The following is a 22,946-nucleotide window of genomic DNA, read 5'->3' as shown; positions in this document are numbered from 1 at the left end:
GCGGCGCACGCGCTGCGTCCAGGCGATCTATCCCGCTTCCCGCGCGAGCCGCCCCCGCCCGAATCCCGAGCCGAGCACGAGCACCGCGAACACGAGCGCGCCGCTCGCCACTTGCTGCCAGTAGAAGTTCCAGCCGATCAGCAGCAGCCCGTTCGCGACGAAGCTCACGAGCAGCACGCCGATCAGCGTGCCGGCGACGTTCGGCCGGCGAGCCGCGGACAGCGTCGCGCCGATGAACGTCGCGCCGATCGCGTTCAGCAGATACGCGTTGCCCGCTTGCGGCGCGTACGACTTGACCGTCGACGACAGCACGAGTCCCGCGACGCCGTAGACGAGCGCGCTCGCGACGAACGCTCCCGCGGCCAGCGCGCCGACGCGCAGCCCCGAATGGCGCGCGACGCCCGGCTGCGCGCCGAGCGCGCGCGCCTGCCGGCCGGGCGTCGAGTGCTCGAGCGCGACGTGCAGCGCGAGCGCGAGCGCGGCGACGATCCACAGCGGCGCCGCGACGCCGAGCCAGGCGCCGTGCGCGAGCGCGTCGAACGCGGCCGGCGGGGCGGCGCTCAGCAGATAGATCGGCTGCCCGCCGCCCGTCGCGAGCTGCTGGATCGTCTGGCCGATGAAGAGCGTGCCGAGCGTCGCGAGAAACGGCGCGATGCCAAGCCGCGTGACGAGGAGCGCATTGCCCGCGCCGACCGCGAGCGCCGCGCCGAGGCCCGCGAGCGCGGCGCCCGTGAAGCCCGCGCGATGCGCGAGCGCCGAGACGAACGCGAGGCTCGCGACGTCGATCGCGGTGCCGAGCGACAGATCGATCGCCCCGATCGACAGCGCGAGCGTCATCCCGAGCGCGGCGATCGCGAGGAGCGCGAAGTTGTTGACGAGCACGCGCTCGACGTTCGCGAGCGTCGCGAAGCCGGGCGCCGCGGCTGCGAAGAACGCGAGGACGGCGACGAGCGCGCCGAGCGCGGCGAAGCGCGACAGACGATCGGCTGCGTCAGGCATCGAACGGCCCCTCCGACTGGCGTCGGCGCAGCAGCGCGACGGCCGCGACGACGGACAGGATCAGCGCGCCCTCGACGCCGCTGACCCAGTAGCTCGACACGTTGTTCAACTGAAACCCGTTCGCGAGCATGCCGACGAACAGCACGGCGACGAGCGTGCCGGGAATCGTCGGCACGAGCCGGCGCGAGAACACGACGCCGAGCAGCACCGCCGCGACGACGGGCAGCAGATCATCGCTCGCGCCGGGCGCGCTGCCGCTCAGCAGCGCGGATGACGCGAGTGCGGCGAGCGCGGCGGACAGGCCACTCGCGACATAGCTCGACGCGACGTAGCGGCGCGCGTCGACGCCCGCGGCGAGCGCCGCCGCGCGATGCGCGCCGACCGCGTGCAGCCGCAGCCCGTAACGGGTGCGATGGACGAGCGCGCCGAGCACGGCCGCGACGCCGACGAGCGCATACGCGAGCCACGGCGCACCGAACGGCCCCGCGCCGGCGAGCGCGGCGACGAGCGGGCTCGCCGACGATACCGGCGTGTTCTCGGTCAGCACGAGCTCGAGGCCCGCGCAGACGTTCATCGTCGTCAGCGTCGCGAGGAGCGGCAGGATGCGCAGCCACGCGACCGCCCACGCATTGAGCGCGCCGACCGCGACGCCGGCCGCGCAGGTCGCGGCGAGCGCGAGCGCATCGCTCTGGCCGCCGCGCGTGAGCGTCGCGAACACGGCCGCGCACAGGCCGAGATTCGCGGCGATCGACAGATCGAGCCCGCCCTTGATCGCGTCCGCGCCGCCGCCGATCATCACGATCGTCAGGCCGAACGCGAGCAGGCCGGTGACGGCGCTTTGCTGCAGCACGTTGCCGAGGTTCGCGAACGTGAGGAACAGCGGCGAGCTCGCGGAAAAGCCCGCGAACACGAGCGCGAGCGCCAGCCATGCGCCGCCGCGCAGCAGCAGGCGCCGGTCGATGGCGCGCTCGCGCGCGTGCGCGTGCGCGTCTTGCGCGGAAGGCGCGGAAGGCGCGGAAGGCGCGGAAGGCGCGGAAGGCGCGTCCCGCGTGCGTTGCGTCGCCGCGCTCGCGCGGCCGAGATCGAATGCGCCGCCGCTCATGCCGCCGCCTCCGCCGCGGGCGGCGCCGCGTTTGCGTTGCCCGGCGCTGCGGCGCGCTCCACCGCATCGTGCGCGCCGGCGCCGCCGTGCCGCGCGCCGCGCGCGAGCGTCGCCCACGCGAGCACGTCCTGCGTCGTCGTCTCGGCGGATGCGCACTGCGTGACGATCTCGCCGCGCGCCATCACGTACACGCGGTCCGTCACGTCGAGCAGCTCGGTCAGGTCGCTCGAGAACAGCAGCACCGCCGCGCCCGAGCGCGCGAGCGTATCGATCAGCGCGTAGATCTGCGCTTTCGCGCCGACGTCGACGCCGACCGTCGGCTCGTCGAGCAGATAGACCGTCGACGCGCGCCCGAGCCACTTCGCGAGCGCGACCTTCTGCTGGTTGCCGCCCGACAGGAAGCGCACCGGCCAGTCGGCGCGCGCGGGGCGGATGTCAAGCTGCCGGATCAGCGCCTGGGCCGCGCCGGCTTCGCGGCGGCCGCGCACGAAGCCGAACCGCGACACGCTCGGCAGGCTCGCGAGCACGACGTTCTCGCGCACCGACAGCGCGAGCGCGACGCCGTGCGCGGCGCGGTTTTCCGGCACGAGCGCGATGCCGTGCGCGACCGCGTCGCGCGGCCGGCGCACGCGCACGGGGCGAGCGTCGATCGCGATGTCGCCGCGCACGCCGCGCGCGAGGCCGAACAGCGCGCGGATCACGTCCTTGCCGCCCGAGCCGAGCACGCCCGTCAGCCCGACGACTTCGCCGCGCCGCACCGTGAGCGACACCGGGCCGAAGCGGCCGGGCAGTGCGAGGTCGCGGGCTTCGAGCGCGATCGCGCCCGGCGCGCGCGGCGCGGCGCGCCCGCCGGGCTGCGCGGGGGCGGAGCCGGTTGGCGCGTCGGGCCGGGCGTCGGCCTGGATGCCGTCGCCCGCGCCGGCGCGGGCGACGGGATGCGGCGCGCCGATCATCGCGGCGACGAGCGCGTCGCGCGATACGTCGCGCGCGTCGAAGTGCGCGACGTCGGCGCCGTCGCGCAGCACGCTCACGCGATCGCACACGCGCGCGATCTCGTTCAGGTAATGCGACACGTAGAGGATCGTGTGCCCGTCGGCGCGCAGCCGCTCGATCGTCTGCAGCAGCCGGTCGACCTCGCTCGACACGAGCGCCGCGGTCGGCTCGTCGAACACGAGGATCTCGTGGCGCCCGATCAGCGCGCGCGTGATCTGCACGATCTGCTGCTCGGCAACGGACAGCTCGCCGATCAGCCGATCGGGCGGCAGATCGACGCCGAATTGCGCGTGCAGCACCGCGCGACAGTCGCGGCGCATCCGCCCGACGTCGAGCGGCAGCAGGCGGGCGAGCCGCGACGCGCGGCCGCCGAGCGTCGGCGGGTGCGGGAAGAACAGCGCCTCGGCGACCGTAAACGTCGCGGGCAGCAGCCGCTCCTGGTGGATGAAGCCGATTCCCGCGGCGCGGCGGCGGGCGAAGCCGCCATCGGAGACGGAACCGGCGCCGCCCGCGGCGAGCGGCGCGCCGCCGACCGCGATCTCGCCTTCGTCCGGCGCGTGCAGGCCCGCGAGGATCTTGACGAGCGTCGACTTGCCCGCGCCGTTCTGGCCGATCAGCCCGTGCACGGTGCCGCGCGGCACCGCGAGAGACGCGCAGCGCAGCGCGGCGACGCCGCCGAAGCGCTTGACGACGCGCCGCACGTCGAGCGCGAGCGGCGCGTCGGCGGCGCCGTGGGTGGCCGCGGGCGTGGAGGCGGACGCCGCGGACATCGGGGGCGCCGCCGTCATCGCCGCACGACTTCGGCGGCGGCGGACGTCTGCCCGAGCGTGCGCGGCGCGCCGCCCGCGTCGTCCTTCGTGACGAGCACCGACGGCACGAACGTATACGCGGGCAGCGACCGGTCGCCCGCCAGATAGCGCGCGACGTTGCGCACCGCGGTGCGGCCGATCAGCGCCGGCTGCTGCGCGACGACGGCCGCCGCGCTCGATTTCGGATTCTTCACGAGCGCGACCGCCTCGGGGCTGCCGTCGACCGCGTACGTGCGGATCTCGCCGCGGCCGGCCGCGTCGACCGCCTGCGTCGCGCCGACCTGCGGAATGTCCCACGCGGCCCAGATCGCCGAAATCGAGCCTTTCGGATATTTCTGCAGCAACTGGCTCACCTGCGCATACGCGTTCTGCGCGGTGTTCGGGATCACGTCGCGCAGCTCGGGCTCGATGATCCTCACCTTCGGATACCACTTCAGCACCGCTTTCAACTGGTCGTAGCGGATCGCGCACACGGGCACGCCGTAGAAGCCGTTGAACACGAGGATGTTGCCTTCGCCGCGGATGTCGTTGACGAGCTTCAGCGCAAGCTGCGAGCCGATCACGAAGTTGTCCGACGTGACGACGTTCACGCTCGACGGCGAAGCCGTGTCGATCGTGAAGAGCGGGATGCCCGCCTGCCGGATTTTCCGGAGCCACGGCTCGAGCACGGATGCGGTGCCGAGCTGCTCGATGATCGCATCGGGCTTCTGCGCGATCAGCGTCTGGATCTGCGCGATCTGGCGGCTGTCGTTGCGGCCGGCGTCGAGCGCGATCGGCGTGCCGCCGAGGCGCTTCACTTCGTCGACGGCGCCCTGGTATGCCTGCAAGTCCCAGTAATGATCGGTGCCGGCCGCCGTGATGCCGATCCGCTTGCCGGCGAGCGGCAGCGGCGCGTGGCCGGACGGGGCGGGCGGCGCACCGGCGGTAGCGGCGGACGCGGAGGCGATGCCGATCGCGAGCGCGGCGGCGAACAGCGTGGACAACAGGCGGGCGAGCGGAGCAAGCGGGCGTGACATGATTCGTGGGCGCGGGATGCGGACAGTGAGACGAACGAACGATTCTGTGCAACAGCGCCGGCGAAGGGAACGATGGATTCGTGCTTTGGTTATGGGATTGCCGCAAATGCTCGGGCCGCACAAGCAAAGATGCGCAGCGGGAATCGGCGGCGCGGTGGACGGCTTCGCGGACGAGGTCGATGTCGGCGATCGGTGTGAACCCTCGATCGTCATCTCGATTTTGTCGGTGCAATGAAAAATAAACTTCAGCGGAATGCCAAATAAATCGAGCGGTGCACCGTTAAATCGAATGGGCTTGATTGCAGGCGAGCCGGAAAATGTCGGCGATTGCAAAGAATCCGATAAAGCAAAACCCTCCGTGAGTGCTTCCGGAATGACCGGATCCCGCGCCAGACGTGCTGGAAAACCCGTATGAACAGCCCGCGCGCGGGTGATTCGGCGAAGATCGCGCGGTTCGTCTTGACGGGAGATTCGCAAACGATTGCATTTGACGGAATCGGGAAAATCGTCGTCTCGATTTCCGAACAATTAACCTAATTTTTAGATTCGGCGTGCGGGTGCGCGGCGGCAGCGTGATAAGCTCGACCCACATAAAAGCAGTGCGCGACGAACAGGGGGGCGCGATGGAGCACGAGGTCCGACCATCGATGGCCACGACGCGGCGGCACGGCGCCACGGCCGCGCTGGCGGTGGCCGCCCGTCCGTGCGCCGCGCCCCGGGCCGCCGGTTTCTGCGGCATCCTGATCGAAGTGTTCGCGCGCGTCGTCGCGGCGCTCGCGCTCGGGGTTTTCGCGTATGCGGCGTACACGCAGTGGCGGCTCGATCCGTCGCGCATCACGCTGATCCTGCTCGCGGTCTCGACGACGCTGACGGTCGGCCTGTCGCTGTTCGCCGAGCCGCCGAAAAAGCGCGACTGGAGCCCGCTCGCGCTGTTCTTCTCGCTCGGCGGCACCTTCTACTATCTCGTCTTCCAGCTCACCGCGAGCCGGCAACTGATTCCGGAAACGGCGGGCGCGGCGATCCAGTTGTTCGGCCTGTTCTGGCAACTGTTCGCGAAGGTGTCGCTGAGAAAATCGTTCGGCATCCTGCCGGCGAATCGCGGCGTCGTCTCGCGCGGCGCGTACCGGTTCGTCCGGCATCCGATGTATCTCGGCTACCTGATCATCGACGCAGGCTTCCTGCTCACGAACTTCAGCGCGCGCAACCTGATCGCGGTCGCGCTGCAGATCGGATTGCAGGTCGGCCGGATTCGTCGCGAGGAACGGCTCTTGTCCGAGGACGCCGCGTATCGCGCCTACAGGCGCTCGGTCCGCTACCGGGTGATTCCGGGCCTGTTCTGAGCAGACCGCCGCGCCCCTGCATCGGCCGGCCCGACCGGACGCCTACCAGAAATGCTAGGTTCGCGAGGCGGACGATGGCCTAGTATTCGAACTGGCTTCACGGGCTGGCGGGGCGCGTTCCGGCGGGCCGGCGCCGCCAGCCGCCGCAACCCGGCCCGCCTGGGAGATGCGACATGGCTTACAAGAATCTCGTCAATCAAAGTGGATTGCCGCTCAACATCGAGCTGGTGACTCGCCAGGGTTCCGATCCCAGCCAATCCGGCTCGACGATCGCCGTATCGTTGGCCGTCAACGGAAAGCAGACGGTCGAATACGGCAACAACCAGAATCCGTACCTGAACGGGCTCGTCATCACGGCGGCGGCGAACGGCGCGTTCGCGAACGGCTCGCAGATCGTGACGACGCGCGGCAGCACGTGGGACAACGTGCTGAACACCAACAACACGCTGACGTTCAGCGGCGCGGGCGGCCTGAACGTCGTCGGCAGCAACACCTGACGCCGGCGCGCTAGCGGTCGGCCCGCCCGCCGCACGCACGGGCGACGGGCGGGCATGCGCGGCGTTCCGCGACGCGTCGCGCGCCGACGTCCGTCATGCCGCCTTTTCCTGATCTTCCCGCGTGCCGGGTCCCGTGCCGATCTGCCAGACGTACGGCGGCTCGGTCCCGTTGACGGCGCGATCTCCGACGATCCTCGCCTTGTAGACGAGCGGATTGTGCGACGCGACCGTGCGCGCGTTGCGCCAGTGACGATCGAGCGCCTTCGTCGCGCTGATCGCCGATGCGCCGAGCGCGTCGAACAGATGCGTCGCCGCGCGCAGCACGAGCTCCGACACCACCAGTTGCCCTTGCGCCGATTCAATTTCGGCCGCGACGTTCGCATCGTGCACGGCGGCCGCGTCGCCGCCGGCGTGCGCTTCGTAAGCGCGTTGCGACGGCTGCGCGGCGCGCAGCGCGATCGCCTCGGCCGCGTACGCCCACGCCGAGATTTCGCCGACGACCTGCAGGATCTGCGCGTCGTCGCTCACGCGCGGCGCGTTGCCGTGGCTGTAGATCCGCTTGCGCCCGCGCACGAACGCGCTCGCGTCGCGCTCGACCGCGCGGCCGATGCCGGCGAGCGTCGCGAGGTGGAACAACTGATAGAACGCGGTCTGGTACTTGAAGCGCCGCGCGAAATCGACGACGTTCGCTTCGTCGACGTGCGCATCGACGAAGCGCGTCGTGCCGCTGCCCGTCGTCGCCTGGCCGAAGCCGTCCCAGTCGTCGTCGCGGATCACGCCGTCCTGATGCGTCGCGACGGCGGCGATCACCGGGCTGCCGTCGTCCGCGCGCTGCGCGTAGACATCGATCCAGTCGGCGAAGATCGCCCCTGTGCTGTAGTACTTCTCGCCGTTCACGACCCAGCGGCCGTCGCGCTTCGCCACCTTCGTGCGCACTTCGCCGAGCGCGACGTCGCCGACCTCCGTCCACGCGTTGCCGACGAGCTGGCCGCTTGCGAAGCGGTCGAACCACGCCTGCCGCGCGGGGCCGGCCGGCGCGTTCAGCCAGTCCTCGACGAACGCGAAATGGCCGCGCAGCGCCTGCGGGAGATTCGAATCGGCGGCCGCGAGCTCGATCAGCAATTCAAAGAGCTGCGGGATCGACGCGCCGGCGCCGCCCGCGTGCACGGGCACGCGCACCGCGCCGAATCCGGCTTCCTTCAGCCAGCGAATCGGCTCGTGCGGCAGCGCGCGCGTGCGGTCGCGCTCGATCGCGCCTTCGGCGATGCGCGCGAAGATCGGCCGGAAGCGGGCTGTGAGCGACGCGTAATCGGCGCCGGTCGAGATCGCCGGATCGGCAGGGGCGCGAGACATGGCTGAGTCCTCGGGTGAGTGAACGGAAAGTGATTCGACGCAAGGCGGGCGATTCGCGCGCGTTGCATCGGCGCGGGGGGGCGGCGGCGGTCGTTCGCTGCGCGAATGCCGAACGCAGCCGCCATGCCGCCTACGCCGCTTCTCGCACGCGCGTCCGATCGCCTTCGGGATGCGCGCCGGCGTCGACATCGACATCGCGCGCGGTCGGCTCGAAGCGAATCGCCGCCAGAAACACGATCGGCACGAACGCGGCGATCGACACGATCCAGAACATGCCGGTGCCGAGGCGCGCGTTGAGGATCGGCAGCACGAACAGCGCGAACGCGCTGCCGATGCCTGTCAGCGCGCGCCCGAAGCCGAGCCCCGTGCCGCGAATCGACGTCGGATACGACAGCGCCGGATAGATCATCATCTGCGCGCCGGGGCCGAAGCCCTCGGCGAACAGCCACAGACCGAGCATCAGCACCGCGGCGCCGATCCCGGGCGCGGTCTGCGGATGGCCGAGCAGCGCGAGCGCGACGAGCGCCGCGACCTGCAGCGCGAAACCCGCGATCGCGACGCGCCGCGACGGCAGCCGGTACGCGAGCCGCCCGCCCGAGAGCGCGAACGACGCGTTGATGAGGCGCGAGACGTCGCTCGCGGAGCGGATCGGTGTCGAGATCGGCGCGTCGAGATCGAGTGTGCTCAAGGGGGAAGCTCTTCGGTTGGGTCGGTTCGCATGGCAAGTCGCAGTTATACGAAGCGGGCCCGTAAAACACAAAGAAGCAGTTCGCGATTCGTTATGAAACGCGGCGCGATAAGCAATCGACGGGGAAGGGCGGATGAGGGAAGGGCGGTGAAGCGATGACGGCGAACCGCTGGCCGTCGGGCCGCGAATCGGCACGATCGGACGTGGGCGCGGCATGCAGCGCAAGCCTGCTGATTCAGCGCAACCGGGGAAAGATGCACGGATGCATCTTCACGTACAGCGTCTGATTCACGCACGGACGTCCCGCGTAGTCGACGACTGCGTTCGCCGGGCGTCGCGATTCGCTCGCAGGATTGTCGCCGCCGCCCCGCTCCGGCGAGGCGACGGACGGCCCCGCCGCGCCGGAGCGGGGCTCCTGGCGAAGCGGGGCGCAGGCTGCCAGCGCAATGCCGAACGCGATTGCGATGATCGGCGCTTTCATGATGCTCCTCTTGTTTCGTATCGTTCGATTCGGCCTCGACGCGGCTCGGTGGAGCGGTCGCGTCGATGTCGATGTGCGGACATGTTGCGTGCGCGCTGCTGCGCGAACGTGATCCGAACATGACAAGGATGTCGCCGAAGCAGGACGTGCGATAGGCGAGGCGTTCGATGCGGGTGCTTCGGCAATGCGGCGCGCGCATCAAAAAAAAGCCGGACAGGGGAACTGTCCGGCCAAAGAGCGATAGCACCTGCTGGTGCCAATGCGCCTCGCGTGCTCGAGGGGAACCCAGAACCTCGGTCCAATTTCGTCTGAGCGGCGATCTTGGAATGCAGATGCTACGGGATCGTCGCAGCGCCACGCTGACGCGAACGTGACATTTCCGTCATCGAATCGATGCCGCGCAGCGCGCAGATGACGGATTTGTCATCGCACGCTCATGGCTGCGTACCGTCCGACGGTCAAAGTGGAGGCTACTGTCGCCCGACAGGGATCTACTCGATGGAGCACTCGCGATGAACACGAAAAAACTGATGGCATGGGCCGCCGCCGCGGCGCTGACGACGCTGGCCGTCTCGCCCGCCGCATTCGCGCAAGGCAAGACGCGCGACGAGGTTCGGCAGGAACTGATTCGCGCGCAGCACGAGGGCATCGTGCCCGCCGGCAAGAACGACTATCCGCCGAGCGAGGCGCTCGTCCAGCGCAACCAGGAACTGCACGCGATCTCGGTGCACGACGGCAAGAGCAGCCTCGCGCTCGATCAGCACGATCGGGCCGTCGCGCGCTGACGCGCGGGCGAACGGCGCAGGGCGGCGGCGCGCCCGGTCAAGCCGCGTGCGCGGGAAATGTCAGCCAGAACGTCGTGCGCACGTGCGGCTCGCTGTCGACGCCGCACGTGCCGCCGTGGTTTTCCATGATCGAGCGCACGATCGCGAGGCCGAGCCCGGTGCCCGACGCCGAGTTGTGCCGCGCCGGATCGACGCGATAGAACCGCTCGAAGATCCGCTCGCGGTGTTGCGGCTCAATGCCGTGGCCAGTGTCCGATACGCGGACCGTCGTCGCGCTGGCGGTCTGCGTGCAGTCGATCGTGATCGTCGAGCCGCGCGGCGCGTGATTGAGCGCGTTGCTGATCAGGTTGCTGAGCGCGCGGTGATAGAGCAGCGCGTCCGCCCGCACGCCGGCCTTGCCGTGCACGACGATGCTCACCTCCGCGTCTTCTGCCATCGGCTCGTAATAGCCGGCGACGCGCCCGGCCTCCGCCGCCGCGTCGAGCGTGCGGATCGCCAGATGGCGCTGAGCGTTGTCGGAGCGCGCGAGGAACAGCATGTCCTCGATCATCCGCGACAGACGCTGATATTCGTCGATGCTCGATTCGATCACGTCGCGGTACTCGTCGGCCGTGCGCGGCTTCGACAGCGCGACCTGCGCCTCGGCGAGCAGGTTCGTGAGCGGCGTGCGCATGTCGTGTGCGAGATTCGACGAGAACTGGCTCAGCCGGACGAACGATTCGTCGAGGCGCTTGAGCATCCCGTTGAACGCGTGCTCCATCTCCTTGAGCTCGCCCGACGTGTCGAGCTCCGGCAGCGGCTGCGCGAGCCGGCTCGACGACATCTGCTCGGCGCGCGCGACGAGCCGCCGCAACGGGCTCAGGCCGAGCATCGCGATGCCGTAGGCGAGCGCCGCCGTCAGCACGACGGCGAGCACCTCGATCACGACGACCGTGTAAGCATACGCGCGCAACAGCGCACGGTCGTTCTTGCCGTCGTACTGCACGACGACGCGCGCGGTGCGCGTCCCGGCGCCGCGCAGCGGCGCGTCGCCCGCGAGATAGCCGAACGTCGTGCCGGCGGGCGCCGCGCGCGGCGCGACGAAGCCGCGTGTCGCGAACAGCAACCGGCCGCCGGTATCGTAGATCGCGAGATCCAGATTCTGGTGGCCGTGCAATTGATCGACCCATAGATCCGATTTGCGCGGGATGTCGTCGACGTTCTCGACGTTCGCGAGATGCGTGCGCATCGCCGCGAGCGTCGCGGACATTTCGTGCGACGACATGTCCGCGAGCCGGTTGTGCAGCGCGCTGTAGAGCGCGATGCCGCTCAGCGCGAGCGTCGCCGCGGTCGACAGGATGATGAGCGCCGTCAGGCGCGCGCGCAGCGTGCGGGGCAACAGGCGTCTGATCATCGGCCGGGCGCGCTCCCGCCCCTGACTTCGAGCACGTAGCCCATCCCGCGCACCGTGTGGATCAGCTTCGGCTCGTACGCGTCGTCGATCTTCGCGCGCAGCCGGCGGATCGCCGCGTCCACGACGTTCGTATCGCTGTTGAAGTTCATGTCCCACACCTGCGACGCGATCGTCGCGCGCGGCAGGATCTCGCCCTCGCGGCGCATCAGCAGCCACAGCAGCGCGAACTCCTTCGCGGTCAGCAGCACGACGTCGCCCTGGCGCGTGGCCTTGCGCCGCGTCAGGTCGAGTTCCAGGTCCGCGATCCTGAGGACCGTCGATTCGCGCGCCTGCCCGCGGCGCAGGATCGAACGCACGCGCGCGACCAGCTCGACGAAATCGAACGGCTTGACGACGTAATCGTCCGCGCCGAGCTCGAGCCCCTTCACGCGGTCGCCCACGTCGTCGCTCGCGGTCAGGAACAGCACGGGCGTCGAGCGCTCGCGGCGCAGCCGCTCGAGCACGGTCCAGCCGTCGTGGCCGGGCAGCATCACGTCGAGGATGATCAGGTCGTATTCCTCGGTCTCGGCCTGATGCAGGCCCGTCACGCCGTCCTCGACCCAGTCCGCGACGAAGCCCGCTTCGGTCAGCCCCTTGCGCAGGTACATGCCGGTCTTCGGCTCGTCTTCCACGATCAGTATTCGCATCCGGATTCACCTCGATGATTCGCGCCGACGGCGCAGCACGGCCGCGGGCGCGAGTCCCGCGAGCCGGTCGATAAGGCGTTCGCTAAGCGTCGCGCGCAGCGGCGCCGAGTGCGCCACCCGATAGAGTACCGGCAAAACGAGCAGCGTCAGCGCGGTCGACGACAGGATGCCGCCGATCACGACGGTGGCGAGCGGGCGCTGCACCTCCGCGCCCGTGCCCGTGGCGAGCGCCATCGGCAGGAAGCCGAGCGACGCGACGAGCGCCGTCATCAGCACCGGCCGCAGCCGCGTGAGCGCGCCGTCGCGCACGGCGGCGTCGAGCGGCACGCCTTCGTCGCGCAGGTTGCGGATGAACGAGATCATCACGAGGCCGTTGAGCACCGCGACGCCCGACAGCGCGATGAAGCCGACCGCGGCCGTGATCGACAGCGGAATCCCGCGCAGCCACAGCGACGCGACGCCGCCCGTCAGCGCGAACGGGATGCCGGTGAACACGAGCAGGCCGTCCTTCGCGTTGTTGAACATCACGAACAGCAGCACGAACACCATCGCGAGCGCGAGCGGCACGACGATCTTCAGGCGCTCGCTCGCGCTTTGCAACTGCTCGAACTGGCCGCCCCACGACAGCCAGTAGCCGGCCGGCACCTGGACGTCGGCCGCGATCCGCTCGCGCGCGTCGGCGACGAACGAGCCGACGTCGCGCCCGCGCACGTTCGCGCTCACGACGACGCGGCGCTTGCCGTCCTCGCGGCTGATCTGGTTCGGCCCGGGCGAGACGTCGACCGTCGCGACCTCGGCGAGCGGCACGTAAGGCGCCTGGACGACCGGGCCGCTCGCGCCCGCCGGCGCGGGGAAGGGCAGCGCGATCGGCAGCCGCTTGATGGCCTCGACGTCGGTGCGCAGCTCGTCGGGCAGCCGCACGACGATGTCGAAGCGGCGATCGCCCTGGAACAGCAGGCCCGCCTTGCGCCCGCCGACCGCCGCGGCAACCGCGTCCTGCACGTCGCCCACCGTCACGCCGTAGCGCGCGAGCTTGTCGCGATCGAGGTTGACGGTTAGCACGGGCAGGCCCGTCGTCTGCTCGACCTTCACCTCGGACGCGCCCGGCACCTTCTGCAGCGCGGCGGCGATCCGCTCGCCCGTCGCGTCGAGCACCGCCATGTCGTCGCCGAAGATCTTGACCGCGACGTCGCTGCGCACGCCGGAGATCAGCTCGTTGAAGCGCAACTGGATCGGCTGCGAGAACTCGTACGCGTTGCCGGGCAGCTCGGCGAGCACCGCCTCGATTTCCTGGCGCAGCGTGTCGCGCGACTTGCGCGGATTCGGCCACTGGTCGACGGGCTTGAGCATGATGTAGCCGTCGGACAGGTTCGGCGGCATCGGATCGGCGGCGATCTCCGCGGTGCCGGTGCGCGCGAACACGCGTTCGATCTCGGGGAAGCGCGCCTTCAGCGCCTTCTCGATCGACTGCTGCATCGCGATCGACTGCGTGAGGCTTGTGCCCGGAATGCGCTGCGCGGACACCGCGAGGTCGCCTTCGTTCAGGCTCGGGATGAACTCGCTGCCGAGCCGCGTGGCGAGCACGAGCGCGAGCGCGACGACGGCCGCCGCGCCCGCGAGCACCTGCCGGGGCCGCGCGACGAACGCGTCGAGCGCGGGCGCGTACAGGCGCTTGGCGGCGCTCATCAGCCGGTTTTCCTTTTCCTCGACGCGGCGGCCGATGAAGAGCGCGACTGCGGCCGGAATGAACGTGACGGTGAGCGCCATCGCGGCCGCGAGCGCCATCACGACGGTGATCGCCATCGGATGGAACATCTTGCCCTCGACGCCCGTCAACGCGAAGATCGGCAGATAGACGACCATGATGATCAGTTGCCCGAAGATCAGCGCGCGGCGCGCTTCCTGCGACGCGGCGAACACCTCGGCGAAGCGCTCGTCGCGCGTGAGCGGGCGGCCCGCCGCGTGCTGCGCGTGCGTGAGCCGGCGGATGCAGTTCTCGACGATCACGACCGCGCCGTCGACGATGATGCCGAAATCGAGCGCGCCGAGGCTCATCAGGTTCGCGCTGACCTTCGCGTTGACCATGCCGATGAACGTCATCAGCATCGACAGCGGAATGACGAGCGCGGTGATCACCGCCGCGCGGATGTTGCCGAGGAACAGGAAGAGGATCGCGATCACGAGCACCGCGCCTTCGAGCAGGTTCTTCTTGACCGTCTGCACGGCCTTCTCGACAAGCACCGTGCGGTCGTACACGGGAATCGCGCGCACGCCGGCGGGCAGCGTGCGGTTCACGTCGGCCATCTTCGCGGCCACCGCCTTCGCGACCGCGCGGCTGTTCTCGCCCATCAGCATGAACACGGTGCCGAGCACGACTTCCTCGCCGTTGGCCGTCGCGGCGCCCGTGCGCAGCTCGCGGCCGATGTCGACTGCGCCGACGTCCTTCACCCGCACCGGCACGCCGCCCACGTTCGTGAGCACGATGTTCGCGATGTCGTCGACCGAGCGCGCCTGGCCCGGCACGCGCACGAGGTACTGCTCGCCGCGCTTTTCGATGTAGCCCGCGCCGACGTTGTCGTTGTTGCGCTCGAGCGCGCGCACGACGTCGGCGAGCGTGAGCCCGTACGACATCAGCTTCGTCGGGTTCGGCGCGACGCGGTATTCCTTCACGTAGCCGCCGATCGAGTTCACCTCGGTCACGCCCGGCACGTTGCGCAACTGCGGGCGCACGACCCAGTCCTGCAGCTCGCGCAGGTCGGCGCTCGTGTAGCGCGCGCCGTCCGGCTTGCGCGCGGCCGCCTCCGCTTCGACGGTCCACAGGTAGATCTCGCCCAGGCCCGTCGACGTCGGCCCCATCGCGGGCGCGACGCCGGGCGGCAGCTTGTCCTTCGCCTCCTGAATGCGCTCGTTGACGAGCTGGCGCGCGAAGTAGATGTCGGTGCCGTCCCTGAAGATCACGGTGACCTGCGACAGCCCGTAGCGCGAGATCGATCGCGTTTGCTCGAGGTTCGGCAGGCCGGCCATCGCGGTCTCGACCGGATACGTGATGCGCTGCTCGGCCTCGAGCGGCGAGTAGCCGGGCGCGGACGTGTTGATCTGAACCTGGACGTTCGTGATGTCGGGCACCGCGTCGATCGGCAGCTTCTGGTAACTGTAGACACCGAGCGACGCAGCCGCGGCGATCGCGAGCATCACGAGCCAGCGGTGCGCGATCGCAAAGCGGATCAGGCGCTCGAACATGGTGGCGGTCTTCTGGAATGCGAAGAAAACGATGCGCGCCGACGCGAGGCGCAAGGCGCAGCGGCGAGCGGCGCGAGCGGCGCGTCAGTGCTCGTCGGCGACGCCCTTGCCGAGCTCCGCCTTCAGCACGAAGCTGTTCGCGGCGGCGTAGGTCTGGCCGGGCGCGAGGCCCTTGACGACCTCCACCGTCTTGTCGTCGCGCCGGCCCGTCTCGATCGCCTGCGCGACGAAACCCTTCGGCGTTCGAACGAACACGGCGGGCGCGCCGTCGACGTCCTGCAGCGCGTCGCTCGCCACGGCGACGGGCACGTTCTGCGTGCCGGCGTCCACCGTCACGTTGACGAACATTCCGGGCCGCCACGCGCCGTCGGGATTCGGCAGCACGACGCGCGCGGGCGCGGTGCGGGTCTGCTCGCCGAGCAGCGCGCCGACATACGCGATCGGCCCGCCCGATTTCGATTCGAACGCGGCCGCGCTGACGCTCGCGTGGCGGCCGACGCGCACGTCGTTCAGGCGCTGCGCGGGCACGGCCATTTCGGCCCACACCGACGACAGATCGGACACGACGAATACGTTCGCATCGGCCGCGATCGCCTCGCCGGGCGCGATGTGCTTCTCGACGATCGTGCCCGCGAACGGCGCGCGCAGCTCGTAGCGGTTGAGCGCGCCGGGCGCGGCGCGCGCGTTCAGCGCGGCGAGCTTCTGCCGCGCGTTCGCCGCGGCGATTTCCGCCTCGCGCAATTGCACCTGCGCCTGCAGGTAATCCTGCTCCGCGGAGATGCGCTCCTCCCACAAGGTCTTTTCGCGCGCGTACGACGTGCGCGCGGCCTGCAGCCGGCGCTCCGCCGTCATCAGCTCGCTGCGCCGGTCGGCGAGATCCGCGCTCGCGATCACGGCGAGCAGTTGCCCTTGCCTGACGTGCTCGCCGATCGACACGGCGACCCGCTCGACGATCCCCGCGACGCGCGGCACGACGTGCGCGGTGCGGTCCTCGTTGAACTTGATCTCGCCGGGCAACTGGAAGCTCGTGACGATCTGCGCGGGGGCCGCGCGCGCGACGCCGATCTTCGCCGCGCCGATCTGCCCGTCGTTCAGCGCGATCGCGCCGTCCGCGCGCGAGAACGGGAACGACGCGCGGCGCGCGCCGACCTTCACGTCGATCGACGCGTCGAACACGTGCGGCTTCGCGATCGGCTGCGCCGACGTGTATTTCGCGCCGGCCTGCGTGAACTGCAACGCGATGCGGCCGCCGTCGTGGCGGGTCAGCGTGCCGGAGACAGTTGCGCCTTTGTCGACGGGCTTGCCGTCGACGAACGGATAGACGACGAGGCGCGCATCGTCCGGCTTCTCGGACAGCGCGATTTCGGCGGACAGCGCGCCTTGCGCGCGCATCGCGCCGCCGTGCGGCCCGGTTGCGCCGGATGCGGCAGCGGCGGCGCCGGCCCCGGAGGCCGCCGACGTGGACGGCGCGGACGGCGAGCGCGCGAGCGCCAGCGCGATGGCGAGGACGCCGGCCGCGGCCGCGCCGGCGACGATCAGTTGCGTGCGTTGCATGGCGAGTTATTCAGCGAAGTTGGGCGAGGGGGCGGGCGGCGTCGCGCGCCGGCGCGCCGATGACGCGCTCGATATCGGCAAACGACTGATGCGCGTCGGCGAGCGCCTGCACGTAGCGCGACTGCGCGTCGAACAGCGTGCGCTGCGCGTCGAGCACGTCGAGGAAGCTGAACTTGCCGAGCTGGTAGCCGCGCGACATCGCGTCGAGCGACTGCCGCGCGGCGGGCAGCACGTCGGCCTTCAGCCGCCGCGCTTCGCTCGTCGAGCGCTCGTAGTTCGCGTAGGCTTGCGCGAGATCGAGCCGCAGGCGCGCGCGCTCGGCGTCGAAATCGGCGTTCGCTTTCGCGGCCTGGTGGACGGCTTCGAGAATCGCGCCCCTGTTCGTATCGAAGAGCGGCAGCGGAATCGACACGCCGACGACCGCCTGATTGTCCGGCGCGCCGCCCGTGACGACGTGCTTGACGCCCGCGCTGACGGTGATGTCCGGCACGCGCTTCGCGCGCTCGATCGCGATCTGCGCGTTCGTGCGCAGCATGTCGGCCTTCGCCGCGCGCGCTTGCGGCGCGTCGTCGAGCCGGCCGAGCAATTGCGGCAGCGGCTCGACGCCCGGCAACGCGTCGAGATCGCCCGACGCGACGCGGCCGCGCACGTCCGCGCTGCGCGTCGCGTTCGCGAGCCGCGCGAGCGCCGCCGACACGCGCGTTTGCGCATTCGACAGATCGATCTGCGCGGCCGTCTGCGCGACGCGCGCCTTCGTCGCCTCGACGGGCGACACCTTGCCGGCGCGGGCGCGCTTGTCGGCCATGTCGGCCGAGCGCGCGGCGATCGCGGCGGATTCCTCCGCCACTTGCAACTGCCGCTGCGCGGCGAGCACGCCGTAGAACGCGCCCGTCACGTCGGCGCGCAGCGCGGCCGCGCGGCCGTCGAGCGACGCGAGCGCGAATGCGCGGCCATACGACGCGGCGTCGATGCGCGAGCGCCGCTTGCCGCCGAGCTCGATCGTCTGGCTGACGAGGCCCGTCGTCGTCCGCTCCCGCCGGTCGAAGCCTTCCTGCAGGAACGACACGGTCGGATTCGGCCGCGCGCCCGCCTGGACGAGCGCGCCGACGGACGCGTCGGCGCCGGATTGCGCGCTTTTCAGCAGCGGATTGTTCGCCGCGGCGAGAGTCAGCGCATCGTCAAGCGACAGCGCGGGCGAAGCGGCGGATGACGCCGAAGTCGACGCAAGCGGCGCGGGGAACGCCGAACGCGCAGCGGGCACGGAGGACGCGCGGGCGTCGGACGATGCGGCGGCCTGGCGGTCGGGCGCGGATGAGGCCGGCGCGGGCTGCGCTTGCGCCGCCGACGCCGTGATCGCAGCCGACACGAGTGCGGCGAAGATACGCTTGGGCATGAGTGATCGGGTTCCGATGAAACGCGATCGATGCTACGGGCGTGCCGCAATGCAAACATGAGGCGAGCATGACATTTTTGTCACGTTCGCGACGGCGGGTTCGCGCCCGGCGCGCCGCGGTCTCGCTGCGACAGCGTCGCGCGGGCCGACGGGCAGCCGGATGCGCAGCCGCTCGACGGCGCGTCGCGATGCGGCTGTTGCCGGGGCGTCTCCGCGCGAATCGGCTTGCGCTCCTTGAACACGCGCTCGGGCATTCCGTGCGCGAACGCGGATGATGCGGCGAAGGCGAAGAGCGCCGCGAAGGCCGTGGATGTTGCTCGTTTCATCGAATATCTCGCTCGGGTAGTGTCGCCGCAACGGCGGACCCGTTCAGTGTGACGACAGAGCGGAGCGCGGCGATGACCGCGAGGTGACAAGTCCGTCAGGAAGGCGGCGCGGCGCGCGGATCGTGCGGGTTTCGGCGGCGGGCCGAATCGCTTCCGTTTGTTTCCGATCGCTGCCTGGAAGCGCGCCGGCCTCGTTCGATCGCGACGCGGTCAGCACCCGCCCCGGCAGTCGGCCACGCCGAACGCGATCAGATTCCCGGCGACTTCGCGCAGCAGATGCTGCGTGAGCGCGCCGGCGCCGCCTTGAGCGAGACGAAGCAGTTCGATGAGATCTTGCGCAGCGAGGCTCATGTTGGTCTCCTTCACCGCGGCGCCTCTCGAGCGCCGCCGCAGAACATGAAATTCTCTTTGTTGTGACCCAAGTATCGTCGACGCAATGGGCCGTTCCAATCAGCGGGCGACGAACTTCGAGTCATCCGGCGCGGCTGTTTGTCGGTGATTTCCTACGCCATGCCCGGCGGAAATCGGGAAGCGCGGAGCGGGGCGGAGAGCGCGCTCACGCGCCCGCGCGCCGGCGCTTGCGATATAGTTCCCGCACCACGGCTACGGCGCGCACGCGCAACCTGACAGCATGATGACGATTTTGGCGTGGTGGAAGGAGTACAGGAAGCTGATCGCCTTCCTGTTCTTCATGGTGGTCTTTCGCAGCGCGGTGGCCGACTGGAACGTCGTGCCGAGCGGTTCGATGTTGCCGACGATCAGGCTCGGAGACCGCATCTTCGTCGACAAGCTCGCCTATGACCTGCGCGTGCCGTTCACGCACGTTCGCGTCGCGCATCTGGGCGATCCGCAGCGCGGCGACATCGTGACCGTCGATTCGTCGGCCGCGCACGAACTGCTCGTCAAGCGCGTGATCGGGCTGCCCGGCGACGTCGTCGAGATGCGCGACAACGTGCTGTACATCGACGGCAAGCGGGTGCGCTACGCGCCGCTCGGCGCGAATCTGCTGTCGAGCGACGCGACTGCCCGGGGCGAATACCGGGCCGAGCGGCTGGCGGGCGCGACGCACGTCGTCCGTCTGTCTCCCGACGCGCCGAGCCCGCGCAGCTCGTTCGGGCCGGTGGTCGTGCCCAACGGCGCTTACCTGATGCTCGGCGACAACCGCGACGACAGCGCGGACTCCCGCTATTACGGCTTCTTCCCGCGCGACGAGATCATGGGGCGCACGCGCCGCGTGGCGTTCTCGCTCGATCCGTCGCGATTCTATCTGCCGCGAATCGGGCGGTTCGGCGCACGCCTCGACGGCCCGCTCGGCTGATCGGAATCGAGCCGGCGCGCGGCAAGCGCGCCCGGCGCTCCATCCGGTGACGCGCGGCGGCTACGCCTTGTAGCCGATGCTGCGCAGCAGTTCCTTCCGCCAGCGCACGTCCTCGTCGTTTTCGACGCCGAGCGGCGGAAAGCCGTCGACAACGCCGAGAATGGCGCGTCCCTGATTGGACTGCGCGACGATGACCTCGGTCGGATTCGCGGTCGCGCAGAAAATCCGGCAGACCTCGGGCACCGCCTTGATCGCGTTCAGCACGTTGAGCGGATAGAAGCCGTCGCCGAGAAAGACGAGAAAGCAATGGCCGGCGCCGATCGCGGTCGCGTTCCGGCAAGCGAGCTCGGTCAGCGCGCCGTCGGTGCCGGAATGGCGCACGAGGCGCTTGCCGGACGCCTCGCAGAACGCGAGGCCGAACCGGATGCCGGGCACGGCGCCGACGAGCGCCTCGTGGATGTCCTCGACCGACTTGATGAAATGCGTCTGGCCGAGAATGAAGTTCGTCGTCTCGGGCTTGTCGATCGCAACGGTGAGCAATTGCAGCATGTCGCACCTCGTTTCGTAGTGACGCGAGCGCCCGCGTGGACGCGCCGACGGGCGAGCGCCGCGGCGCAATCGCGTTCCGGCTCGTTTTCCAGCTTAGTACGCGGCGTCGGGCGACGAAAGCGCGGTGGCGGCCGGCGCGGTCATCTATCCTTGTGTGTAGGCCGCGCCACCTGCGGGGCCAAGCGCGCAAGGGCGGGGAAGGAGGAGCGATCATGGACGTGCGGCATGGTTTCGTCGACTGCGTGGGGCGCACGCCGCTGATCCGCCTGGCGAAGCTCAGCGCGCAGACGGGCTGCGAAATACTCGGCAAGGCCGAATTCATGAACCCGGGCGGGTCGGTCAAGGATCGCGCGGCGCGCTACATCATCGAAGACGCCGAGCGGCGGGGCGTGCTGAAGCCGGGCGGCACCGTCGTCGAGGGCACGGCGGGCAACACCGGCATCGGGCTCGCGCATCTGTGCGCGGCGCGCGGCTATCGCTGCGTGATCGTGATTCCGCAAACGCAATCGCCGGAAAAGATGGAAGTGCTGCGCACGCTCGGCGCGGACGTGCGAGCGGTGCCGGCCGCGCCCTACAAGGATCCGGACAACTATCAGAAGATCGCCGGGCGGCTCGCCGCCGAACTCGACAACGCGATCTGGGCCAACCAGTTCGACAACCTCGTCAATCGCCAGGCGCACTACGAGACGACCGGCCCGGAGATCTGGCGCGACACGGCCGGGACGGTCGACGCGTTCGTCTGCGCGACGGGAACGGGCGGCACGCTTGCGGGCGTGAGCCGCTACCTGAAGGAGCGCAATCCGGAGATCCGCATCGTGCTGGCGGATCCGCACGGAAGCGGGCTCTACAGCTACGTGAAGACGGGCGAGATCCGGGTCGAAGGCAATTCGATCACGGAAGGCATCGGTTCTAGCCGCGTGACGGCCAATCTGGAGGGCACGCCGATCGACGATGCGGTGCGCATCGACGATTTCGCTTGCGTGGCGATGGTTTACCGGCTGCTGCGCGAAGAGGGCCTGTACGTCGGCGGATCGAGCGGCATCAACGTCGCGGCGGCCGTCTGGCTGGCGCAGCAGATGGGGCCGGGGCACACGATCGTGACGTTGCTGTGCGACCGCGGCGACATCTACCGCACGCGGCTCTTCAACCGCGACTGGCTGCGGGAAAGAGGGCTGGAACCGACATAGATGCGGCGGTGCGGGATTGTTCGGACGAGCGAACGCGACCTATGCTAGAAAGATCCTGCCAACCGGCGGAGATCAACGTTTATCAGACGGAGGTGTGCCATGTCGATGTCCGCCACCTTGCAGGACTGCCTGCGCCAGAAGGCTTCGCGATACGAAGTCATCCATCATCCGTACAGCCACTCGAACATGGAGGCGGCTGCGGCCGCGCATATTCCGGGCGATCGTCTCGCGAAGACCGTGCTGCTCGAAGATGCGCAGGGCTACGTGGCGGCCGTGCTGCCGACGACGCATGCGGTGCGGCTATCGGAGCTGTGGGCGAAGACCGGACGCCATCTCATGCTCGCGAAGGAAGGCGAACTGCGCGAACTGTTCAAGGATTGCGACGTGGGCGCGCTGCCGCCCGTATGCATGGCCTACGGGATGCAGACGTTCCTCGACGATAGCCTTGCGCAGCAGCCGGACGTGTATTTCGAGGCCGGCGATCACGAAGAGCTGGTCCACATGGATCGCGACGAGTTTCTTTCGCTGATGGACAAGGCGGAACGGGCGAGCTTCTCGCACAAGATTCAGGGGGTGGTTTCCTGACGGAAGTGAACGGCCGGGATGGATGCGGCTGGAGTTGGGGCTGAACGGCGGGCTGGGATGGGGAGTCTGTCGGCGCCTTTAATTTGACATAAGGTAAAAAGGGATCGCTAACTTTAGCTGGCGTTACACCTGCGGGACCAAGGCCCCGCAAGCGTTAGCGGGTAGCGCCAGCCACCGAAAACCCTGGAGGCCCTTGGAAAAAACTTCCAATGCATGAACCCAAATTGCCTTCGTGCGATCGTCGCGCGAGCTTTCGGCATGCGCGGTGGCGATCACTTCGAACGGATCGACGCCCAGAATTTCCGCAACGCGGATAGCTGTTTTCTCGTCGAACACTGATTGCTGGTTGCGGTACTTACTGACCGCGCCACGCGTCACTCCCAGCACTTTCGCTGCTGCGTAATCGGAGGGAAGGTCGAGGCGAGCTTTCACCGCGTCGAGCCAATCGACTGTCGTTTTCATAGACAACCCCTATCGAATCAAAGTCAACCCGGCGTCAAAGGTACTGCGACGCTTCACCAGATGCAACTGTCACTGTGCATGAGACGTATCAGCCGTTGACACGTTTCATCAAATGAGACTATTCTCCGCCTGTCGACTCGGCAGCCGGTTCCCAACCCCGCCGGTGCTGGACTAGCTATCCAGCCGCCGG

At 69.4% G+C, this 22,946-nt stretch carries 22 protein-coding genes and 1 pseudogene; 7 read left to right on the top strand and 16 right to left on the bottom strand.

All coding sequences use genetic code 11. The features are described from left to right. Positions 1 to 27: 27 nt before the first annotated feature. The 4 genes from WS92_RS09310 to WS92_RS09295 are packed head-to-tail and all read right to left on the bottom strand — an operon-like array spanning position 28 to position 4,919. Complete coding sequence (locus tag WS92_RS09310; protein ID WP_059929901.1) at positions 28 to 999, bottom strand: ABC transporter permease; 972 nt, start codon at positions 997 to 999, stop codon at positions 28 to 30. Then, the gene (locus WS92_RS09305; protein WP_059929899.1) at positions 992 to 2,101 is read right to left on the bottom strand and encodes an ABC transporter permease; all 1,110 of its coding nucleotides are present in this window, start codon (positions 2,099 to 2,101) and stop codon (positions 992 to 994) included. The genes WS92_RS09310 and WS92_RS09305 overlap by 8 nt, the downstream gene beginning before the upstream one ends. Then, complete coding sequence (locus WS92_RS09300; protein ID WP_059929897.1) at positions 2,098 to 3,882, bottom strand: sugar ABC transporter ATP-binding protein; 1,785 nt, start codon at positions 3,880 to 3,882, stop codon at positions 2,098 to 2,100. Before WS92_RS09300 ends, WS92_RS09305 begins: the two co-directional genes overlap by 4 nt. Further along, on the bottom strand, positions 3,879 to 4,919 hold the full coding sequence (locus WS92_RS09295; protein WP_059929895.1) for a sugar ABC transporter substrate-binding protein: 1,041 nt from the start codon (positions 4,917 to 4,919) through the stop codon (positions 3,879 to 3,881). Before WS92_RS09295 ends, WS92_RS09300 begins: the two co-directional genes overlap by 4 nt. 411 nt (positions 4,920 to 5,330) lie before the next feature. Between WS92_RS09295 and WS92_RS36980 the strand changes: the two genes are divergently transcribed. The 3 genes from WS92_RS36980 (at position 5,331) to WS92_RS31605 (ending at position 6,756) form a co-directional block, all read left to right on the top strand. Further along, entirely contained in the window at positions 5,331 to 5,456 is a 126-nt protein-coding gene (locus WS92_RS36980; protein WP_277914749.1) for a hypothetical protein, read from the top strand. Between the two features lie 110 nt (positions 5,457 to 5,566). After that, positions 5,567 to 6,259, top strand: a complete 693-nt coding sequence (locus WS92_RS09290) for a methyltransferase family protein (RefSeq protein ID WP_059929893.1) — start codon at positions 5,567 to 5,569, stop codon at positions 6,257 to 6,259. A gap of 173 nt (positions 6,260 to 6,432) precedes the next feature. Then, positions 6,433 to 6,756 (top strand): hypothetical protein, encoded by a 324-nt coding sequence (locus WS92_RS31605; protein WP_015602490.1) that lies wholly within the window; start codon positions 6,433 to 6,435, stop codon positions 6,754 to 6,756. A 93-nt stretch (positions 6,757 to 6,849) separates the two neighbouring features. On the opposite strand, the gene WS92_RS09280 is transcribed toward WS92_RS31605, so the two are convergent. The 3 genes and pseudogenes from WS92_RS09280 to WS92_RS09270 all read right to left on the bottom strand — a co-directional run bounded on the left by WS92_RS09280 (position 6,850) and on the right by WS92_RS09270 (position 9,278). Next, positions 6,850 to 8,109, bottom strand: coding sequence for an acyl-CoA dehydrogenase family protein (locus WS92_RS09280; protein WP_059929891.1), 1,260 nt, complete (start codon positions 8,107 to 8,109; stop codon positions 6,850 to 6,852). Positions 8,110 to 8,239: 130 nt separating this feature from the next. Further along, a pseudogene (locus WS92_RS09275) lies at positions 8,240 to 8,728 on the bottom strand (MFS transporter); the annotation flags it as partial. A 304-nt stretch (positions 8,729 to 9,032) separates the two neighbouring features. Continuing rightward, positions 9,033 to 9,278: a hypothetical protein gene (locus WS92_RS09270; RefSeq protein ID WP_059929890.1), complete on the bottom strand. Its 246-nt coding sequence runs from the start codon at positions 9,276 to 9,278 to the stop codon at positions 9,033 to 9,035. Positions 9,279 to 9,790: 512 nt separating this feature from the next. On the opposite strand from WS92_RS09270, the gene WS92_RS09265 reads away from it, so the two are divergent. Beyond that, complete coding sequence (locus WS92_RS09265; RefSeq protein ID WP_006027290.1) at positions 9,791 to 10,063, top strand: DUF4148 domain-containing protein; 273 nt, start codon at positions 9,791 to 9,793, stop codon at positions 10,061 to 10,063. Positions 10,064 to 10,100: 37 nt separating this feature from the next. On the opposite strand, the gene irlS is transcribed toward WS92_RS09265, so the two are convergent. The 7 genes from irlS to WS92_RS09230 all read right to left on the bottom strand — a co-directional run bounded on the left by irlS (position 10,101) and on the right by WS92_RS09230 (position 19,006). Then, positions 10,101 to 11,456: a heavy metal sensor histidine kinase IrlS gene (gene irlS, locus WS92_RS09260; protein ID WP_059929887.1), complete on the bottom strand. Its 1,356-nt coding sequence runs from the start codon at positions 11,454 to 11,456 to the stop codon at positions 10,101 to 10,103. After that, positions 11,453 to 12,142, bottom strand: coding sequence for a heavy metal response regulator transcription factor IrlR (irlR, locus tag WS92_RS09255; protein WP_006027288.1), 690 nt, complete (start codon positions 12,140 to 12,142; stop codon positions 11,453 to 11,455). Before irlR ends, irlS begins: the two co-directional genes overlap by 4 nt. Positions 12,143 to 12,148: 6 nt before the next feature. Further along, on the bottom strand, positions 12,149 to 15,382 hold the full coding sequence (locus tag WS92_RS09250) for an efflux RND transporter permease subunit (RefSeq protein ID WP_059930295.1): 3,234 nt from the start codon (positions 15,380 to 15,382) through the stop codon (positions 12,149 to 12,151). An 84-nt stretch (positions 15,383 to 15,466) separates the two neighbouring features. Continuing rightward, on the bottom strand, positions 15,467 to 16,936 hold the full coding sequence (locus WS92_RS09245; RefSeq protein ID WP_059929886.1) for an efflux RND transporter periplasmic adaptor subunit: 1,470 nt from the start codon (positions 16,934 to 16,936) through the stop codon (positions 15,467 to 15,469). Between the two features lie 10 nt (positions 16,937 to 16,946). Then, the gene (locus WS92_RS09240; protein WP_059929883.1) at positions 16,947 to 18,329 is read right to left on the bottom strand and encodes a TolC family protein; all 1,383 of its coding nucleotides are present in this window, start codon (positions 18,327 to 18,329) and stop codon (positions 16,947 to 16,949) included. A gap of 80 nt (positions 18,330 to 18,409) precedes the next feature. After that, entirely contained in the window at positions 18,410 to 18,655 is a 246-nt protein-coding gene (locus WS92_RS09235) for a hypothetical protein (RefSeq protein ID WP_059929882.1), read from the bottom strand. Between the two features lie 210 nt (positions 18,656 to 18,865). Further along, positions 18,866 to 19,006 carry a hypothetical protein gene (locus WS92_RS09230; RefSeq protein ID WP_009914975.1) on the bottom strand — a complete coding sequence of 47 codons (141 nt, stop codon included), beginning with the start codon at positions 19,004 to 19,006 and terminating at the stop codon, positions 18,866 to 18,868. Between the two features lie 280 nt (positions 19,007 to 19,286). Here WS92_RS09230 and lepB point away from each other — a divergent pair, with 280 nt between their 5' ends. After that, complete coding sequence (gene lepB, locus WS92_RS09225; protein WP_006027282.1) at positions 19,287 to 19,973, top strand: signal peptidase I; 687 nt, start codon at positions 19,287 to 19,289, stop codon at positions 19,971 to 19,973. Positions 19,974 to 20,033: 60 nt separating this feature from the next. On the opposite strand, the gene WS92_RS09220 is transcribed toward lepB, so the two are convergent. Continuing rightward, positions 20,034 to 20,522, bottom strand: coding sequence for an adenosine-specific kinase (locus tag WS92_RS09220; RefSeq protein ID WP_015603292.1), 489 nt, complete (start codon positions 20,520 to 20,522; stop codon positions 20,034 to 20,036). A gap of 212 nt (positions 20,523 to 20,734) precedes the next feature. Here WS92_RS09220 and WS92_RS09215 point away from each other — a divergent pair, with 212 nt between their 5' ends. Further along, positions 20,735 to 21,709 carry a cysteine synthase A gene (locus WS92_RS09215; protein WP_015602849.1) on the top strand — a complete coding sequence of 325 codons (975 nt, stop codon included), beginning with the start codon at positions 20,735 to 20,737 and terminating at the stop codon, positions 21,707 to 21,709. 99 nt (positions 21,710 to 21,808) lie between these two features. After that, positions 21,809 to 22,294, top strand: coding sequence for an aminoacyl-tRNA deacylase (locus WS92_RS09210; RefSeq protein WP_059929880.1), 486 nt, complete (start codon positions 21,809 to 21,811; stop codon positions 22,292 to 22,294). A gap of 123 nt (positions 22,295 to 22,417) precedes the next feature. On the opposite strand, the gene WS92_RS09205 is transcribed toward WS92_RS09210, so the two are convergent. Next, positions 22,418 to 22,756: a helix-turn-helix domain-containing protein gene (locus WS92_RS09205; protein WP_059641215.1), complete on the bottom strand. Its 339-nt coding sequence runs from the start codon at positions 22,754 to 22,756 to the stop codon at positions 22,418 to 22,420. Positions 22,757 to 22,946 lie beyond the last annotated feature (190 nt).

Source organism: Burkholderia sp. MSMB1588 (assembly GCF_001546925.1).
GTDB classification, from domain to species: Bacteria; Pseudomonadota; Gammaproteobacteria; order Burkholderiales; family Burkholderiaceae; genus Burkholderia; species Burkholderia humptydooensis.
The sequence above is the reverse complement of the archived record's forward strand: the minus strand, read 5'-3'. Positions and strand labels throughout refer to the sequence as shown.

What these genes read in the sequence shown, in the direction of transcription:
- WS92_RS09270 (WP_059929890.1), bottom strand. Translation starts at nt 9,278, where the DNA reads ATGAAAGCGCCGATCATCGCAATCGCGTTCGGCATTGCGCTGGCAGCC.
- WS92_RS09205 (WP_059641215.1), bottom strand. Translation starts at nt 22,756, where the DNA reads ATGAAAACGACAGTCGATTGGCTCGACGCGGTGAAAGCTCGCCTCGAC.
- WS92_RS09230 (WP_009914975.1), bottom strand. Translation starts at nt 19,006, where the DNA reads ATGAGCCTCGCTGCGCAAGATCTCATCGAACTGCTTCGTCTCGCTCAA.
- irlR (WP_006027288.1), bottom strand. Translation starts at nt 12,142, where the DNA reads ATGCGAATACTGATCGTGGAAGACGAGCCGAAGACCGGCATGTACCTG.
- WS92_RS09245 (WP_059929886.1), bottom strand. Translation starts at nt 16,936, where the DNA reads ATGCAACGCACGCAACTGATCGTCGCCGGCGCGGCCGCGGCCGGCGTC.
- WS92_RS36980 (WP_277914749.1), top strand. Translation starts at nt 5,331, where the DNA reads ATGAACAGCCCGCGCGCGGGTGATTCGGCGAAGATCGCGCGGTTCGTC.
- WS92_RS09305 (WP_059929899.1), bottom strand. Translation starts at nt 2,101, where the DNA reads ATGAGCGGCGGCGCATTCGATCTCGGCCGCGCGAGCGCGGCGACGCAA.
- WS92_RS09210 (WP_059929880.1), top strand. Translation starts at nt 21,809, where the DNA reads ATGTCGATGTCCGCCACCTTGCAGGACTGCCTGCGCCAGAAGGCTTCG.
- WS92_RS09280 (WP_059929891.1), bottom strand. Translation starts at nt 8,109, where the DNA reads ATGTCTCGCGCCCCTGCCGATCCGGCGATCTCGACCGGCGCCGATTAC.
- irlS (WP_059929887.1), bottom strand. Translation starts at nt 11,456, where the DNA reads ATGATCAGACGCCTGTTGCCCCGCACGCTGCGCGCGCGCCTGACGGCG.
- WS92_RS09310 (WP_059929901.1), bottom strand. Translation starts at nt 999, where the DNA reads ATGCCTGACGCAGCCGATCGTCTGTCGCGCTTCGCCGCGCTCGGCGCG.
- WS92_RS09220 (WP_015603292.1), bottom strand. Translation starts at nt 20,522, where the DNA reads ATGCTGCAATTGCTCACCGTTGCGATCGACAAGCCCGAGACGACGAAC.
- WS92_RS09240 (WP_059929883.1), bottom strand. Translation starts at nt 18,329, where the DNA reads ATGCCCAAGCGTATCTTCGCCGCACTCGTGTCGGCTGCGATCACGGCG.
- lepB (WP_006027282.1), top strand. Translation starts at nt 19,287, where the DNA reads ATGATGACGATTTTGGCGTGGTGGAAGGAGTACAGGAAGCTGATCGCC.
- WS92_RS31605 (WP_015602490.1), top strand. Translation starts at nt 6,433, where the DNA reads ATGGCTTACAAGAATCTCGTCAATCAAAGTGGATTGCCGCTCAACATC.
- WS92_RS09295 (WP_059929895.1), bottom strand. Translation starts at nt 4,919, where the DNA reads ATGTCACGCCCGCTTGCTCCGCTCGCCCGCCTGTTGTCCACGCTGTTC.
- WS92_RS09215 (WP_015602849.1), top strand. Translation starts at nt 20,735, where the DNA reads ATGGACGTGCGGCATGGTTTCGTCGACTGCGTGGGGCGCACGCCGCTG.
- WS92_RS09235 (WP_059929882.1), bottom strand. Translation starts at nt 18,655, where the DNA reads ATGAAACGAGCAACATCCACGGCCTTCGCGGCGCTCTTCGCCTTCGCC.
- WS92_RS09290 (WP_059929893.1), top strand. Translation starts at nt 5,567, where the DNA reads ATGGCCACGACGCGGCGGCACGGCGCCACGGCCGCGCTGGCGGTGGCC.
- WS92_RS09250 (WP_059930295.1), bottom strand. Translation starts at nt 15,382, where the DNA reads ATGTTCGAGCGCCTGATCCGCTTTGCGATCGCGCACCGCTGGCTCGTG.
- WS92_RS09265 (WP_006027290.1), top strand. Translation starts at nt 9,791, where the DNA reads ATGAACACGAAAAAACTGATGGCATGGGCCGCCGCCGCGGCGCTGACG.
- WS92_RS09300 (WP_059929897.1), bottom strand. Translation starts at nt 3,882, where the DNA reads ATGACGGCGGCGCCCCCGATGTCCGCGGCGTCCGCCTCCACGCCCGCG.